Here is a 17,215-nt window from a genome sequence, read left to right on the forward strand (position 1 = left end):
TAATAGGACTAACAACTAAATAAGATATGAGAAAAATAATAACATTAGCCTGTTTTGTATCTGCGAGTGCTTTTACAGCCTGCAGCGAGACCGATAAACGAGTTGAAAATGCTGAAGATGTGCAGGAGATGGCCTCGGCCGACACAGCTGTAATGTATGGCGATATGCCGGGTGTGACAGAGGCAGATGGCGCTGAAATAATTAGCGTAGATGATAGTTTCTGGTCGAATGTGGACTATGATGCCCCTGTGGTGACAGACCAAAACGTACAGGACCGCGATGTGGAAGTTCGAAGCAACCCGGGCTATACAGTCTACACCATGGATGACAGGGTGCTGTTTGACGTGGACAAGGCTACGTTACGTGCCGGAGCCGAAGATAAGCTACGCAGTATAGCGGAATCTATAAATGACCTGAGCAGCCGTGGGCCCATCAGAATAATAGGGCATACGGACTCTACCGCTAGTGCCGCTTATAACGAAAAGCTGGCTGAGGACCGTGCGAATGCCGTAAAAAACTGGCTGGAGAAAAATACTGACATTGCTGCCTCCCGCATGACAATTGAAGCAGCAGGACAGTCCAGACCAAGAGCTACTAATGAGACTGAAGAAGGGCGTCAGAAGAATCGTCGTGTAGCGGTGGTAGTGGCGACTAGAACTGATGCTGGACAAGGCATGCAACCTTAGTGAGTTGCTGGTAATTTGTATTCAGTACGCTTGGCTCTTATCTTTAAAGATAAGAGCCAAGCGTTTTTTATGGGGCAATATACCTCAATGCTATTTTCCCTATGCCAAGTAGCCTGCCTTAAACCACAGACTGGATAGAGCTCCTAGCGCTCTGTGTAATTTTGTAATGGCTGGAGGCATATTTTGTAGCCCCCTAAAGTAAAAGTGCAACTTCATTTGTCGTATGTATACTGCAACTGAGTATATTTGCACCCCGGATTTATTTGCAGGAGCAGTACCACTTCAACCTTTAAACAGCTTCTTTTTACTTATTTTTTTCAAGGGGGCACTCCTCATGCAACTTTACTTTCAAAACAGCTTTGTCAAGCTTTCTTACGATAAACATCTCCAATTAGGCAAAGCCGAGTGGAGAGGCCGCTTGCAAGGGGCGGAATTAAGAGAAGCTTATCTTCTGTGCCATGAAATGATCAACCGCTTTTCATTGGTAAGATGGCTGGCTGATGATCGATTAATGGGAAGCGTATCCCCTGCAGATCTAAAATGGAGCTTAGAGGTACATGTGCCGCAGATGGCTAAAAGCTCTCTGAAACGACTTGCCCGTATACCCTCCCAATTTGAGGAAAACCGCAAAGCTGTAGAGGTTATGATTAACAAAGGGTATACGTTTGATCTCAGCCTTATCCTTCGTGATTTTATGCACTTAGAAGAGGCTATGGAATGGCTGCTGGAACCATCCGAAATGGCCGTTCCTCAGAACCGGTTTGCTACCTAGCGTGTTACCAGCCGCTTTTTCCCATTACCCTTTCGAACTCAGTTTGGGCTTCTGCCATAATCTTTTCCTTGTTGAGGTGAGTAAGAGTGTGATTTCTTTTCACTATTCTCCCGTCTATCATGACCGTATGCACATTGGCTGGTTGCATGGCCTCCACAACAAGCTGGTGCGGTGCCGTAACATATCCTGCATTTAAGGTATTAGCCGAAAGCATGATCAGATCGGCGCGTTTCCCGGGACTTAACGAGCCGGTTTGCTCCGCAAGGCCGAGAGAGCGTGCACCTTCGAGCGTACCGACTTCCAGTGTGCGTTTGGCACTTAGCGCAAATTCACTTCGATTAAGAGCATTGGCCAAGTTCAGAAGCAGCTTTAGTGTGGCAAAAAGGTCAGCATTGCCAGTGAGGGTGGTGGTGTCTACTGATATACCAAGCGTGACGCCGGCATCTAGCAGTTCTTTAACGGGAGGAATGCCATACCCGATTCGCAACTCCGAAAATGGCGATAAACTGGCTACAGCACCCGCCTTTGCTATACCCTGTATCTCACTTGATGTGGCATCCTTGCAATGAATAAGCTGCATGCCTTTAAAGAGCAGTTGCTCTTGCATGAGCCCGCTAATCACTCCTGCCCTGCTGGCATGGACAGATACCGGAATCCCTAGCTGGCGAGCGGTTTTCAACTCCTTTATACCTTGTTCCCTTCTATCGTTTATACCCGGCCAAGCCAAGCCGAGGTGCAATGTGTCGCTGGCGAGTTTGTTCCAGTCTCTTTTCAATCTTTCGAGCAGCTGCAGGTCTACCACACCGCCTTTTCCTGCGGGCACGCCAAGTGAGTAGCGCGCCCGTATACCTGCCTCACGCAAGGCCTGCAGGCTCGCCTCCGCAAACTCCGGGCTTCTTGCGTTGTGGCTCCAGTCGTGTAAGGTGGTTATACCGGAGCTGATGGCTTCAGCGATTGCCAAGCGGCTGGCTGTATACATGCTTTCAGGGGTGTAATGCTGTCCTACTGTGCGGGTGACAGAGAAGTAGCCACGACCTTCTGTATCACCCGCCATGCTGCGGAGCAGCGAGGTCCAGAGGTGCCAGTGTGTTTCAACGAGGCCCGGCATCACGATCATCCCATCGCCTGCCAGTACCTCTGCGCCAGCGGCGTTCAGGTTCTGGCTCACTTGCTTTATCTCACCATCCTGCACCAGTACATCGCCTTGCTTTAAGTCGCCCAGTTTTGCGTCCATGGTGAGCACGTATGCGTTTTTGATGAGGTAATGGCCTTGTGGCGGAAGGCCTTGGTCTTGTTCCGGGGCGCCTTGTTCTGTTACACGTGCGAAGGCCCCGGTATAACCTACAACTCCCGCTGCCCCTAGTAGCATAGACTTGCCTAAGAAGCTGCGACGGCTTATGCGGGACTGGTTCCGGTCGTTCTGGTCAGGTTGTGTGCTCACAAGTTTGCTGCAGTATGGTGAGGTATAGCCTATTCTACTTTTCAGGTATAAAAGCTTTTACTGAAGCAAATTGTTTCGTGTTGTGGGTTGGGTGGTTTAGTTATGGGGCGGTATACTTGAGTGAATTCTTGTAGTCAGTTCATATTATGATATAACTTAATGTATCAGATAACCATCACTAATGGTAGATTTAAATGAGAATTTAAACTGATTCTGGATTTGAATCGATTAATAAGCTATATTATAGCTAGGTAAAGGTTGAGGAAGTAAAGGCTTTTTGTAATATATAAGTAGTTGTTCCAGTAAGCTTACTAAAATAGGCCCACCCTTTGTAATTATGAAGGGTAGGCCTTGAGGAAGTCTCTGATTTAACAGTAGCTAAGCAGCTAAGCATTTATTTTTTAAGTCATACACATTTACATAGATATTACCCATCATTTGAGCTGCCTTAATTTTTTGGTCCAGTACCTCTGGGAAAGTGTATTGCCCTCCAACAATAAGCGCTAAATCATCTCCATCTATCAATATACAATTGATGGGTTTGCCTCTAGTTAGTGCCTCAACTGACGTATAAGAAAAGCCATTTATTGATATGAAGATTCCTCTCCCATCCATTTTGCCGTTGACTTTATTGGCAAATTGATATAAAGCATTTGAAGCAATTAGCTTTTCCTGCCATTTTGCTTCAATAATGTAATAGTGGCCATCATGCTTCAATACTCCATCAATTTGCTCGCCAGGGATGCTCAATTTGTAATGCTCAGCAATTGTGAGTCCTTCATAAATGGCTAATTCCATTAAGAACTCCTCCAACAAGTATCCCCGTCTCTGAGAGCTAATTTCTATCCCATCCTCATCCATGCATTTATAGAGGAGGTGGTACTTTCTCTTAAGATTATCTCTTCTTATTATTTTCTGTGCCTCATTTTCGAGCTCCTGTCGTTTTTTTATTGCCGCACTAATTTGTAAGCCTTTAGCTTCTTGTAGCTCTTTTAGATGCCTAATCGCGTCTTTTGCTTTTTGTATATCTAAGCTTCCACCGGCTGCAAAATGAATATTGTTAAAGGATGACCACCCTTCTAATTCATGAATGATACTTCTTAACGGTATTATTCCATTATGTGTATTATTACATAGATTTTCTATAATGAAATCTATGATTGCTTTCCTTGACAATTCATCCTTTTTATTATAAACCAAGTTTAGAATATTGGATGAACAACCACATGATTTGAAAAAGTCTATCACATCCTTCTTGGGCCAGAAGATTGAAAGTATACACTCTCTTATAGAATCTAATATTTCCTTAGATATTATATATGGGTTCATTTTTAAATGAAAAGTTTAATTCAGCTAAAAGTCAAGACAACATAATTCCATCCACTGACGAGGAATCAGTGGTAACACAAGGTACACTTAGGTAGGGTAAAAAAGAAGGAGGGCAGTAAGCCCTCCTTCTTCAGTTATTTACGATCCGCAAGCTTCGCAAGCGTCTGGGTTATCCAGGGAGCAACTCATGTCGTTGCGATTCTGGTCCTGGTTGTTGTAGACTGGCTGCAGGGTCTCAGCGGCTTGTTTCTCTACCGTGAACTTGATAGCGTCTACAGCGGCTTTGGTGCGCAGGTAGTACATGCCTGTCTTCAAACCTCGCTTCCAAGCGTGGAAGTGCATCGAAGTCAGCTTGCCGAAGTTTACGTTCATTACGTGCAGGTTCAGCGACTGGCTCTGGCAGATGTAAGCGCCGCGGTCAGCACTCATATCGATCACCGTGCGCTGGCTGATCTCCCATACCGTCTTATACAGGTCTTTGATGTTCTGCGGGATGTTCGGGATGTCCTGTACCGAGCCGTTGGCTGCGATGATATCCTGCTTCATCTTGTCATTCCACAGACCCAAGCCGATGAGGTCCTTCAGGAGGTGCTTGTTCACGATCATGAACTCACCTGAAAGCACACGACGCAGGTAGATGTTAGAGGTATAAGGCTCGAACGACTCGTTGTTACCCAAGATCTGAGCAGTAGAGGCAGTCGGCATAGGGGCCAGCAACAGAGAGTTGCGTACTCCATGCTTCACTACTTCCTGACGCAGCTCTTCCCAATCCCAGCGGCCGCTGTCTGGTGTTACACCCCACATGTCAAACTGGAACTTACCTTCTGATAGTGGCGATCCTTTGAATGTCTCGTAAGTACCATTCTTCTTAGCCAAGTCCTTAGAGGCTGTCATGGCAGCGAAGTAGATTGTTTCGAAGATGTCCTTGTTCAGACCACGTGCTTCGTCGCTCTCAAACGGCATACGCAGAGAGATGAAGGTATCAGCCAAGCCCTGCACACCCAAACCGATCGGACGGTGGCGCATGTTAGAGTTTTTTGCCTCAGGCACCGGGTAGTAGTTGATGTCGATTACCTTGTTCAGGTTCATGGTCACGTGATAGGTCACGTCGAACAGCTTCTGGTGGTCGAACACCTTGTGGCCGTTCTCCTCTTTCACGTAGCGTGGCAGCGCCAAAGAAGCGAGGTTACAAACCGCTACTTCGTCTTCGCTGGTGTACTCCATGATCTCGGTGCAGAGGTTAGAGCTCTTGATTGTGCCGAGGTTCTGCTGGTTGCTCTTGCTGTTGGCGGCATCCTTATACAACATATAAGGCGTACCTGTCTCGATCTGAGACTCCAGCACAGCGAACCACAGGTCTTGCGCTTTCACGGTTTTGCGGGCACGGCCCTCGCGCTCATACTTCTCGTACAGGCGCTCAAAGTCCTGTCCCCACGTATCGCCTAAGCCTGGTGCTTCGTTCGGGCAGAACAGGCTCCAGTCGCCGTTTTGCTCCACACGCTTCATGAACAAGTCTGGCGTCCAGAGGGCGTAGAACAGGTCACGGGCGCGGTTTTCTTCCTTGCCGTGGTTCTTCTTCAGCTCTAGGAACTCAAAGATGTCAGCATGCCAAGGCTCCAGGTAGATCGCGAAAGCGCCTTTGCGCTTACCACCACCTTGGTCCACGTAGCGAGCCGTGTCGTTGAACACTTTCAGCATCGGGATGATGCCGTTAGACGTACCGTTGGTGCCTTTGATGTAAGAGCCCGTTGCACGCACGTTGTGAATGCTTAGGCCAATACCACCGGCGCTCTGCGAGATCTGCGCACATTGCTTCAGCGTGTCGTAGATGCCCGGTATACTGTCGTCCTTCATAGTAAGCAGGAAGCACGAAGACAGCTGCGGCTTTGGCGTACCGGCATTGAATAATGTTGGTGTGGCGTGCGTAAACCACTTCTCAGACATGAGATTATAAGTCTCGATGGCAGATTCGATGTCTTCCTTATGGATACCCACGGCCACACGCATCAACATATGCTGCGGGCGCTCCACAATCTTGCCATCAAGGCGAAGCAGGTAGGAACGCTCCAGCGTTTTGTATCCAAAATAGTCGTAGTTGTAGTCCCGGTCATAGATGATGGTCGAGTCCAGCGTAGCGGCATGCTTACGGATGATCTCATACACATCTTTAGCCAGCAAAGAAGCGTTCTCACCCGTCTTCGGGTCCTCGTAGGTATAGAGGCGCTTCATGGTGTTGGAGAACGACTTGCTCGTTACCTTGTGCAGGCTCGAAATGGCCACACGTGCCGCCAGCACCGCGTAGTCCGGGTGTTTGGTCGTGAGCGAAGCGGCTGTCTCCGCGGCTAGGTTATCCAGCTCGATCGTGCTTACACCGTCGTAAATACCGTCAATCACTTTCTTAGCCACCTCAATTGGCGACACATAGTCCATGTTCAGACCATAGCACAGCTTCTCGATGCGTGCGGTAATTTTGTCGAATTTGACGGATTCGCGTCTGCCGTCTCGTTTAACTACTAACATAGCGTATACATTTAGCGGGAGTCAAATGCCCGGGTTAATTATAAGGTGTAGGTATAAAGGAACCGATGCCGATGCAACGGGTTGAAACATGCTAATATTTTCATAGGGAGATACGTGAATATATACGTAATCCGTTGAAATACTATACTTTAACAGCTAAAGCCAATTGCTTTTACAGATTGCTGGGGCGAACGCCCCATCTGGCGGTTAATGCCAGCGTTTGATTCCGGTGCCAGAAACAGTCACGAAAGTAGCCATACCTGCAACGGAGTATTCAAGGTAATTAAGAAAGGGCCGAGCCTGATGCCCGGCGCCCTTTATCTCTTAAACTTACTAAGTATTTCAGTTTGTTAAAAGTCTTCGTCGAGCGAAAAAACATTTTTGTCTTTGTCGCCCATCACGCCGGCTTTCTGGTATTCTGCCACACGCTTTTCGAAGAAGTTGGTCTTGCCCTGCAGCGAGATCATCTCCATGAAGTCGAATGGGTTGGTTGCGTTATAGATCTTGCTGCAACCCAGCGACACCAACAGGCGGTCAGCCACAAACTCGATGTATTGGCTCATCAGCTTGGCGTTCATGCCGATCAAGTCGACTGGCAATGCGTCCGTTACGAACTCCTGCTCAAATTCTACCGCATCGCGGATAATTTCGTGCACGCGGCTCTCAGGCAACTTTTCGTTCAGCATAGAGTAGAGCAGGCAGGCGAAATCGCAGTGCAGGCCCTCATCACGGCTGATAAGCTCGTTAGAGAAGGTCAAACCCGGCATCAGACCACGTTTCTTGAGCCAGAAAATAGAGCAGAAAGAACCGGAGAAGAAAATGCCTTCCACAGCCGCAAAAGCGATCAGACGTTCTGTAAAGTTCTCGCTGTTGATCCACTTAAGTGCCCACTCGCCTTTCTTCTTCACGCAAGGCACTGTTTCCAGCGCGTTGAACAGGTAATCCTTTTCAGACTGCTTCTTTATATAGGTGTCGATCAGCAGGGAGTAAGTCTCAGCGTGGATGTTCTCCATCATGATCTGGAAGCCATAGAAGCAACGGGCCTCCGGAAGCTGTACTTCCTGCATGAAGTTGATGGCCAAGTTCTCGTTTACGATGCCGTCCGAAGCGGCGAAGAAAGCCAGGACGTGACTGATGAAATGGCGTTCGCCGTCATTCAGGTTTTCCCAGTCTTTTTGGTCCTGCGACAGGTCGATTTCCTCGGCGGTCCAGAAGCTGGCCTCTGCCTTTTTATACATCTGCCACACCTCGTCGTGCTGTATCGGGAATAAAACAAAGCGATTCGGGTTTTCTTGTAGTATTGGCTCCATGCGCGTAAACTTTAATGTTATTTAAACTAACAGCGACACTTCGTTACTGTTTTATATAGTGTCAAACTTAGTTGCCGAGACACCATTTGGTGAGTGACTTTAAGGTAACAGGTTTTCAAATATAGTGATAAGAACTTGAATTGGCCGGCTAAAGTTGTTCAATTTATTAACACTTTGTTAAGTGTTTGATTATGTGATTTTTGCCATTTAATTCACATGCTTATTAACATGATATTGTTGACATATATAATTGTTGAAATATAGCAAACCCAATATTAAATCATTGTTAAATTATGAAAAATGCAACATTAGTCGGCTTGCTAAAGAGTTAGCGGTATTTTTAGATAGTAAAATCCAAAACTTAACTAATTGAGTCGGTCTTTAAGAGGAGGGTTTATTTCGATTTGTCAAGCAGGTGTGGAAAACATGGTTTTTTCGGAAAGTAATCAAGGTGCTGCAGATTAGTGTGTTATGTGCGTTTTCAAAGGGTGCAAAATTATGGGTTTGAGATTTCAACATCGTTATCCACATAGTTGTGCATAAGGGTTGAAAAATCAGAAGGAATTAAAGAACAATGATTTGCATATTAAATTTAAGAGCACTAATTTTGCAGACTTAAAATTTTTTAAATCATACATTGAAGCTGATGTACGCAATTGTAGAAATCGCAGGTCAACAGACCAAAGTAGAGGCCGGAAGGTTCATCTACGCTAACAAGCTTTCCGGCAATGATGGTGACGCCGTTGAGTTCACCAATGTTCTTCTTACTGATGATAACGGCACGCTTACTGTAGGTGCTCCTTTCGTTAGCGGTGTTAAAGTGGTTGGTAAAATCCTTGGCAACGTGAAAGGTGACAAAGTAATCGTTTTCAAAAAGAAGAGAAGAAAAGGCTATCGCAAGAAGAATGGTCACCGCCAGCACTTCACGAAAGTCCTGATCGAGAGCATTGGTTAAGCAGTAAGAAGAAATTAAACGTTGAATTTTTCAGGTGTTTCATCACCCTGAGTAAATAGTTAAATAAAATGGCACACAAAAAAGGAGCTGGTAGTTCTAACAACGGTCGTGAGTCGCATTCTAAACGACTTGGCGTTAAGATTTACGGTGGCCAGGATATCATCGCTGGTAACATCATTGTAAGACAAAGAGGTACTGCACACCACCCGGGTGTAAACGTGGGTATGGGCAAAGACCACACACTGTTCGCTATGGTTGATGGTGTAGTTCAATTCAAAAAAGGCGTTAAGAACCGTTCATTCGTTTCTGTAATTCCTAAAGTAGAAGCAGAAGCTTAATTCTGACCGATACTGAAAACAAAAAGGGCTGCCACTACGGTAGCCCTTTTTGTTTTGCTCACGTATAAGAAGGTATAAAGAGTTATAGAGTGAAAACAATTAAACTCTTTTAGGAAAGGGACACTTCTGGTGTCCCTTTCTGTTTTTATACCTTTTGTGCGTGGTTGAAAGCCCTGATTCCGCACATCCTCCCGCTATCTTCCTATCCTGACGCAACCAAAATTCGCCTTTTACGGATAAGTATGTATCTTTGCAGCATTCTTATCAAGAAAGACCGAGGGACAGGGCCCTATGACGTCTTAGCAACCTTGTACCAGCTTGGTGCTAATTCCCTTCTCAGCCATACCTTGGCCGGGAAAAGATAAGAGAGTATATCCTACCTTGGGTGTCCTTCTTGATAAGCGCGTATGTAGACTTAACTAAGAGGGGGAACACCAACATGACCAAATCACATCCGATCCATACCTTGCTGCAGGAGCGCGTGCTCGTGCTCGACGGCGCTATGGGTACCATGATTCAGCGCTACCAGCTCACCGAAGCCGATTTCCGGGGCGAGCGCTTTAAGGATCATCCATCCGACCTGAAAGGCAACAACGACCTGCTCTCTATCACAAGGCCTGATATCATCAAAGCCATTCATACCGAGTACCTCGAAGCCGGCGCTGATATCATCGAGACCAATACCTTTAGCGGAACCAGCATTGCGATGGCAGACTATGGCTTGGAGCATGTGGTGTATGAAATGAACTATGAATCGGCAAGGATCGCCCGTGAAGCTGCCGATGAAGTAGAAGCGAAAGACCCATCGCACAAACGCTTCGTAGCCGGTGCCATCGGTCCGACCAACCGCACGGCTTCCCTCTCCCCGGATGTGAACAACCCCGGCTACCGTGCCATTACCTTCGACCAGTTGGTGGATGCCTACTACGAGCAGGTGCGCGGACTGGTAGACGGCGGCGCTGATTTGCTGTTGGTTGAAACCGTGTTTGACACGCTAAACTGTAAAGCAGCCTTGTTCGCGATACAGCAGCACGTAAACGATGGCGGCAAAGAACTCCCGATCATGGTATCCGGCACGATCACCGACGCCAGTGGCCGCACCTTGTCCGGGCAGACGGTGGAGGCTTTTTGGAACTCGATCTCGCATGCACCGATCCTAAGCGTGGGCTTTAACTGTGCCTTGGGTGCCCGCCAACTCAAGACCCACATCCAAGAGCTATCCCGCATATCCAATTGTTACATCAGTGCCTACCCGAATGCCGGTTTGCCGAATGCCTTTGGCGGCTACGACGAGACCGCCGAGCAGATGGGCGCCATTGTGGAGGAATACCTGAAGGAGGGACTGGTAAACGTACTGGGTGGTTGTTGTGGCACGACGCCAGTACACACCAAAGTAATCGCAGACCTAGTGCGCAGGTATAAGCCGCACGTTCCCTCTCCAGTAGCCCCTCTTCCCCGCTACAGCGGCCTTGAGCCCCTCACCATTACCTCTGATACCCTTTTTGTGAATGTCGGCGAGCGCACCAACGTCACCGGCTCCAAGAAATTCTCCCGCCTGATCGTCGACGGTAAGTTCGAAGAAGCCCTTTCCGTTGCCCGTCAGCAGGTAGAGGGCGGCGCCCAGATCATCGACGTGAACATGGACGAAGGTATGCTCGACTCGGAGCAGGCCATGACCGACTTCCTCCACCTGATCGCTTCCGAACCCGATATTGCCAAGTTGCCCATCATGATCGACTCCTCCAAGTGGAGCGTGATTGAAGCCGGTTTGAAATGTGTGCAGGGTAAAAGTATCGTCAATTCCATCTCTCTAAAAGAAGGCGAAGAAGCCTTTAAAAAACTTGCCCGCAAAGTGCGCCAATACGGGGCGGCTGTAGTCGTGATGGCGTTTGACGAGCAGGGTCAGGCCGACACCCTCTCACGCCGCATTGAGATATGCGAGCGCTCTTACCGCATCTTAGTAGACGAAGTAGGCTTCCCGCCGCAGGACATCATCTTTGACCCGAACATACTGGCCATTGCCACAGGTATAGAGGAGCATAACAATTACGCCGTCGACTACATCGAGGCGGTGAAGTGGGTCAAGGCCAACCTTCCTCATGCGCAGGTAAGCGGCGGTGTGAGCAACCTGTCCTTCTCCTTCCGGGGCAACGACTTGGTGCGCGAAGCCATGCACACGATATTCTTGTACCACGCCGTGCAGGCAGGTATGGACATGGGTATCGTGAACGCGGGTATGCTGGGAATCTACGAGGAAGTGCCGCTCGAGCTCCGCAATCTGATCGAAGACGTCATCTTCAACCGCCATCCGGATGCCACCGAGAAACTGGTGAACTATGCCGAGACGATCAAAGGAAAAGGCAAAACAGCCACGGCCGCCGACAATGCTTGGCGTGAGGCTCCTGTAGAAGAAAGACTGAAGCATGCGCTGGTAAAAGGGATTGTCGACTACATAGACGAAGACACGGAGGAAGCACGACAGAGAGCCACGAAGACACTCGATGTGATTGAGGGACCACTGATGGCAGGTATGCAGGTGGTGGGCGACTTGTTCGGAGCTGGCAAGATGTTTTTGCCGCAAGTAGTGAAGAGCGCCCGCGTGATGAAAAAGTCAGTGGCTTATCTTTTGCCGTTCATGGAGCAGGAGAAGCTGGCGTCCGACACGTCCAAGTCAACGGCGGGCACTATTCTGATGGCTACTGTGAAGGGTGACGTGCACGACATCGGTAAAAACATCGTGGGTGTGGTGCTGGCCTGCAACAATTATGAAGTGATTGACCTAGGTGTGATGGTGCAGCTGGACAAGATATTGTCAGAAGCCGAAGCGCAGCAAGTCGATGTACTGGGCCTAAGCGGCCTGATCACACCATCTTTAGACGAAATGGTATACGTGGCGCAGGAGATGGAGCGCCGGGGCATGAAGATTCCGCTCTTGATCGGTGGCGCGACTACCTCACGGGTACACACGGCCGTAAAAATTGCGCCGCAGTATAGCGGTCCGGTAGTGCACGTGCACGACGCTTCCCGCAGCGTGACGGTAGTGAGCAATCTGTTGGGCAGCAACCGCGATAGTTACATCGCCGAGATCAAGGCCGAATACGAGAAGTTGCGCGAAGACCACCTGAACCGTACGAAAGACCGCGCTTTTGCTAGTATAGCCGAGGCACGGGCCAATAAATATCAGGTAGACTGGGCTGCGACAGAAGTGACCAAGCCAAGCTTTATCGGCAACAAGGTATACACCAACTATCCGCTGCAGGAAATTATCCCTTACATCGACTGGACGCCTTTCTTTCATACATGGGAGCTCAAGCGGCAGTATCCGAAAATTCTGAACGATCCGGAACTGGGAGCGGAAGCAACCAAGCTGTTTGCCGATGCACAGACTATGCTGCAGGAGATCGTGGACAAGCAATTGCTCGAAGCCCGCGCTGTGGTTGGTTTCTATCCGGCCAACGTGGAGGCCGTCGACACAATTGCCGTATACGCCGATGATTCACGTGAAAACGTGCTAACCGAGTTCCATACCTTGCGACAGCAGGGTAAGAAAGGCGCTAACGTGCCCAACCTCGCCTTCTCCGATTTCTTGGCTCCGAAAGAAACAGGTATAGCCGACTACATTGGCGGCTTTGTAGTGTCGGCCGGATTTGGCATCGAGAAGCTCTTGGAGCAGTACGAAGCCGAGCACGACGATTACCGCAGCATCATGGTCAAAGCCTTGGCCGACCGCTTAGCCGAAGCTTTTGCAGAGCACATGCACCAGAAGGTTCGCAAGGAGCTTTGGGGCTACTCGCCGGAGGAGCAGCTGGACAATGACGGCTTGATCAAAGAGCAGTACAAAGGTATACGCCCGGCTCCCGGTTACCCCGGCTGCCCAGATCATACCGAAAAGATCACGCTGTTCAATTTGCTGAATGCAGAGGAGACTGGTGTAATCCTAACGGAGAACTTGGCCATGCATCCGGCATCCTCGGTGAGCGGTCTTTACTTCTCGCATCCGGATTCCCGCTACTTTGGCCTCGGCAAGATAGGCGAAGACCAAGTGGCCGACATCGCCCAGCGCAAAGGTATGACCAAAGAGGAACTGCAACGTTGGCTCTCGCCAAACCTGAATTACGAGCCAAAACCAGTGGCGCAGCAAGTGGTGTAGAAACCTCACCCCGGTCCTCTCCTAAAAACAGGAGAGGGAGTTAGAATGCTGGTTCAGGTACTTACTCTGAAATAGCAATGATAGTAAAACTAAAGAATCATTCACCATTCCTCATCTTCGAATTCACCCTCTCCTGTTTTTAGGAGAGGGCTGGGGTGAGGTAAACCATCCATACATACCTTGAAAGTAACCGAGCACTTCCAGAACGCCAATGGCAAGACCTTGTTCACCTTCGAGATCCTGCCACCCCTCAAAGGCGAGAACATGAGGACCCTCTTCAGTCATATTGACCCGCTGATGGAGTTCAAGCCGCCTTTTATCGACGTGACCTATCACCGCGAAGAGTACATCTACAAGCAGCGGGAAAACGGTTTGCTGGAGAAACGCACCACGCGCAAGCGTCCGGGTACGGTAGGCATTTGTGCGGCCATCCAAAACCACTACAAAGTAGACACGGTGCCGCACCTGATCTGCGGTGGCTTCAGCAAAGAGGAAACAGAAAATGCCCTGATCGACCTGCACTTTCTGGGTATAGACAATGTGCTGGTGTTGCGCGGAGACTGTGTGAAAAGTGAGCAACGCTTTATGCCGGAACCTGATGGGCATAATTATGCTTCCGAGTTGATAGGGCAGGTCGTTAACATGAACAACGGGTGCTATCTGGATGATGAACAAGCCTACCACAACAGTACCGATTTTTGCATTGGTGTGGCAGGCTATCCGGAGAAGCACTTTGAAGCTCCCAACATGACTTCCGATCTCCGCTGGCTGAAAAAGAAAATAGAAATGGGCGCAGAATACATCGTCACCCAGATGTTTTTCGATAACCAGAAGTATTTTGATTTTGTGAAGCGCTGTCGCGAAGAAGGTATAAACGTGCCGATCATTCCGGGTTTGAAGCCCATGACCACCAAAACGCAGCTGACCCTCCTGCCGAGTCTGTTCCATATCGAGATTCCCTGCGATCTAGCGGATGCCGTAGAAGCCTGTCCGGATAACAAAGCCGCCGCGCAGGTGGGTGTGGAGTGGGCGATACAGCAGTCAAAAGAGCTGATGGAGTTTGGTGTGCCCTGTCTGCATTACTACTCGATGGGCAAGTCAGAGTCAGTGCGGAAAGTTGCCGAAGCGCTTTTCTAAAGAAACCTCAACTAAACTAAACCTAACCTTAAGGCTGGGGCTCTTGGCTCCAGCTTTTCTTTTTTAGTGGGTATAGCTATACCTGCCGCACCACCTCACAGTGCGTCCCAGACCTTTGAGCCGAGGATACCGAAAGCTTTCGGAACGTCTTATCGGCTATAAAACAAGATCGCTAACTGGCAAAAGAATGAGTCTTACAAAGTCGGGAAAACAGGCGACAGCTTATACAGCACAGGCTTACTGGGGCTGGCATCAAGCTGTAGGCTCGCAATTTGGATGTTGAGCAGGTATAGCCCATCGTCGATGTGATTTGGCACATAGATCAGCTCGGTGATGGTGGCACCGCAGCGTGTGTTTTTCGGGTACTGCCAGAAAGCGTGGTGGCAGAGCAGCTTGCCTTCGTCTAGTTCACGGTCTACGGAGGGCAGGTCGAGCAGCAAGTGCTGTATACCTTTCTCGGCGAGGTACTGTCCGATGGCAGGCTCCAAATAAGGCGGGTTAGTGCCAGAATAGTGGCGGGTAAGCTTCTCGTCGGTATTGGGTAGCGTGCGTAGCACAACGGCCTCGCATTTTATGCCTTGCAGCTTGGCTTTTACATCTTCCAGCAGTACTACTTCGTCACCATTCTCCTGCTTTTGCGGCTGCACTGTGATGAGCTGTGCTACAAACAGGAAGCGCTTCAGACAATTGTGAATGGTAGCATGTTCGTCGGCAGAGATGTGGCCATAGCATTCGGTATGGGTACCGTTGCCGTGGGGTGTTACGTGTATTCGTTTGTAGTTCGTGCTTCCTCCTTCTGCCACGCTTCCCACAAAGTTTCCTACCCTGATCACCTCAAACGCTACAGGTTCCGCCCAGAAGCACTCTGGCTGCGGCTGTTTGTCGTGCAGCGGCATGGAGATGTCCAGCGGCTCCGTCGGGTCGAAGGTATAGGGTTGGTCGCTGTATGTGATGGAGGCTTGCATGGCTCAGGCTGTTTTTAGCAAGTATAAAATAAAAAGAGGGAAACATGCTCGTTAAATCGTGCAGATGTCTTCTCTGTCCGGATAACGAAGTTGCTTCCCTCCTTATGCAAAACTACAGCTTACTAGAGAAACGGATATGCTTCTCTGGTAAGCTGCCCGGCCTTACCTAGAAGGTATAGCCTATGTTAAAACCAAAGCCTCGTACGCCTGCGAAAGGAGCATTTCCTTTGACGTCAATACCCTGATCGGTAACATTGGCCTTTATGCTGGCTCTACCATCAAAATCTTCGTTCAACGACTCGAAATCCTGCTTCAGTTCTTGTTTCTCAGTTTCCGTCATGGTGCTTAGGTCAGTTCTGGCTGGCAGGTCAATGGTGGTTCTGCCGTAGTGAGCGCCCAGAATGTACCAGTCAAGCGTGAAGTTTTTGTAAAGCAGCCACTGGGCACCGATCATCAAGCCGCCCCCGATGCCTTGAATTTTTCCGTCGAAAGGCAGGGTGTATACATTTTCGCTACTAGACTCGTATTCGAGCGGGTAATTTATAGAGGTGTTCATGTAGCGGCCGTACAGCGATACATAGAAACCGCGCGCTCCCGGATGCTTACCTGCGTAGTAGCGCACCTCACCGGTAAGCGTGCTGTTAGCGATGTTAAAAGTGCTGAGGTCATTTATAAGATCCTCCTCTTCGCTCATCCACTTGTCTATGGCTTTGTCTACCACGAAAATAGAGGTCGCTTTGGTTTCGGGCATCATGCTGAAACCGGCAACAGCAGAGAATTTTTGGGCAAAGGAGCGCTCATAGCTTAAACTGTAGTTGTTGAAAGCCAGCGAGGAGAGGTTCACCTTTACCGTGTTCTTTCTGTAAGGGACGATCGACTCTGAAATACCGTTGGCAGCTGTAACGCTATATGCAGCGGAAGCGGGTATAACCTGCAATGTGTCTCCTGTTACAGCAACAGGCTTGGGATCTGTGTGCGCAAAAGATTGCACCACTGATAAAGAGAAAAGAAGGGTAAAAAGTGTTTTCATGAACAAGTTTTTTTGCAAATATAAATATATAGCTATGTAAAATAACATATCAGGTTAAATTACCATGCTATGTGTGTGGTTGCCCCTCAAAAAGAAATGGAATTTAAGAGTTGTCACGAAGCCATAGCAGGGCAGCTGCCTCGCTGGTGAAATTTTTCACTTCAAAATTAACAGCACCCAGAGCCTCAGCCCGTGTCATAACGGCTTCAAATGAAAGTCTGTTAAACACATTTTCGGGAAGTACCCGCGCCAGTTTTTTAATGCCTAGTTCCGATAGTGATTTGTAATAGGTGGTTGAGAGCCACTCTTTTGTGTGGGGAAGCAATTTGCCGATTTCGAGGGCGCTCAGCAGCAGCTTGTCTGCCTTGTTCTCGTGTAAAAACTCGTTGATCTTCTGGGCGGTCTGCACCATTTCCTCGTGGCCCACCGGTCTGAGCCACGTGTTGCTTATTACCTTGTTAGCACGATCAATGGCGATCCTGCTTAGGTCATTTTGGTAGAGTGTTTCCAATAGCTGCATAGATAGGGTGGTAGGTGCCTAGGAAGTAAATCTTTCACCATCAAATCTACAAAATAAATCGT

At 48.7% G+C, this 17,215-nt stretch carries 13 protein-coding genes and 1 riboswitch; of the genes, 6 read left to right on the top strand and 7 right to left on the bottom strand.

Annotated elements, in window-relative coordinates:
• The first annotated feature begins 26 nt into the window (after positions 1-26).
• Both Q1A04_RS13050 and Q1A04_RS13055 read left to right on the top strand, forming a co-directional pair.
• Positions 27-686, top strand: coding sequence for an OmpA family protein (locus Q1A04_RS13050; protein ID WP_299706525.1), 660 nt, complete (start codon positions 27-29; stop codon positions 684-686).
• A 223-nt stretch (positions 687-909) separates the two neighbouring features.
• Positions 910-1,458 (top strand): hypothetical protein, encoded by a 549-nt coding sequence (locus Q1A04_RS13055; RefSeq protein ID WP_299706527.1) that lies wholly within the window; start codon positions 910-912, stop codon positions 1,456-1,458.
• A 4-nt stretch (positions 1,459-1,462) separates the two neighbouring features.
• Here Q1A04_RS13055 and Q1A04_RS13060 read toward each other — a convergent pair whose 3' ends face one another.
• From Q1A04_RS13060 to Q1A04_RS13075, 4 genes are all read right to left on the bottom strand, one after another.
• On the bottom strand, positions 1,463-2,899 hold the full coding sequence (locus Q1A04_RS13060; protein WP_299706529.1) for an amidohydrolase family protein: 1,437 nt from the start codon (positions 2,897-2,899) through the stop codon (positions 1,463-1,465).
• Between the two features lie 378 nt (positions 2,900-3,277).
• Entirely contained in the window at positions 3,278-4,228 is a 951-nt protein-coding gene (locus Q1A04_RS13065) for a restriction endonuclease (RefSeq protein ID WP_299706531.1), read from the bottom strand.
• A gap of 138 nt (positions 4,229-4,366) precedes the next feature.
• On the bottom strand, positions 4,367-6,748 hold the full coding sequence (locus Q1A04_RS13070) for a ribonucleoside-diphosphate reductase subunit alpha (RefSeq protein WP_299706533.1): 2,382 nt from the start codon (positions 6,746-6,748) through the stop codon (positions 4,367-4,369).
• Positions 6,749-7,098: 350 nt separating this feature from the next.
• On the bottom strand, positions 7,099-8,058 hold the full coding sequence (locus tag Q1A04_RS13075; RefSeq protein ID WP_299706535.1) for a ribonucleoside-diphosphate reductase small subunit: 960 nt from the start codon (positions 8,056-8,058) through the stop codon (positions 7,099-7,101).
• 646 nt (positions 8,059-8,704) lie between these two features.
• Between Q1A04_RS13075 and rplU the strand changes: the two genes are divergently transcribed.
• The 4 genes from rplU (at position 8,705) to metF (ending at position 14,638) form a co-directional block, all read left to right on the top strand.
• The gene (rplU, locus tag Q1A04_RS13080; protein ID WP_299706537.1) at positions 8,705-9,013 is read left to right on the top strand and encodes a 50S ribosomal protein L21; all 309 of its coding nucleotides are present in this window, start codon (positions 8,705-8,707) and stop codon (positions 9,011-9,013) included.
• Between the two features lie 68 nt (positions 9,014-9,081).
• Positions 9,082-9,351, top strand: coding sequence for a 50S ribosomal protein L27 (gene rpmA, locus Q1A04_RS13085; protein WP_299706539.1), 270 nt, complete (start codon positions 9,082-9,084; stop codon positions 9,349-9,351).
• 258 nt (positions 9,352-9,609) lie between these two features.
• Positions 9,610-9,719, top strand: a riboswitch (SAM riboswitch).
• A 71-nt stretch (positions 9,720-9,790) separates the two neighbouring features.
• Positions 9,791-13,501 carry a methionine synthase gene (metH, locus tag Q1A04_RS13090; protein ID WP_299706541.1) on the top strand — a complete coding sequence of 1,237 codons (3,711 nt, stop codon included), beginning with the start codon at positions 9,791-9,793 and terminating at the stop codon, positions 13,499-13,501.
• Positions 13,502-13,681: 180 nt separating this feature from the next.
• The gene (metF, locus tag Q1A04_RS13095; RefSeq protein ID WP_299706543.1) at positions 13,682-14,638 is read left to right on the top strand and encodes a methylenetetrahydrofolate reductase [NAD(P)H]; all 957 of its coding nucleotides are present in this window, start codon (positions 13,682-13,684) and stop codon (positions 14,636-14,638) included.
• Positions 14,639-14,832: 194 nt separating this feature from the next.
• Here the strand turns inward: metF and Q1A04_RS13100 are convergent, their stop codons facing one another.
• The 3 genes from Q1A04_RS13100 to Q1A04_RS13110 form a co-directional block, all read right to left on the bottom strand.
• Positions 14,833-15,603, bottom strand: a complete 771-nt coding sequence (locus Q1A04_RS13100) for a cyclase family protein (RefSeq protein ID WP_299706545.1) — start codon at positions 15,601-15,603, stop codon at positions 14,833-14,835.
• Between the two features lie 166 nt (positions 15,604-15,769).
• Positions 15,770-16,633: a DUF3575 domain-containing protein gene (locus Q1A04_RS13105; protein WP_299706546.1), complete on the bottom strand. Its 864-nt coding sequence runs from the start codon at positions 16,631-16,633 to the stop codon at positions 15,770-15,772.
• Between the two features lie 103 nt (positions 16,634-16,736).
• Positions 16,737-17,153, bottom strand: a complete 417-nt coding sequence (locus tag Q1A04_RS13110) for a hypothetical protein (protein ID WP_299706549.1) — start codon at positions 17,151-17,153, stop codon at positions 16,737-16,739.
• Between the last annotated feature and the right edge of the window lie 62 nt (positions 17,154-17,215).

Origin of the sequence: uncultured Pontibacter sp., from assembly GCF_947499215.1 — a bacterium.
Classification (GTDB): Bacteria; Bacteroidota; Bacteroidia; order Cytophagales; family Hymenobacteraceae; genus Pontibacter.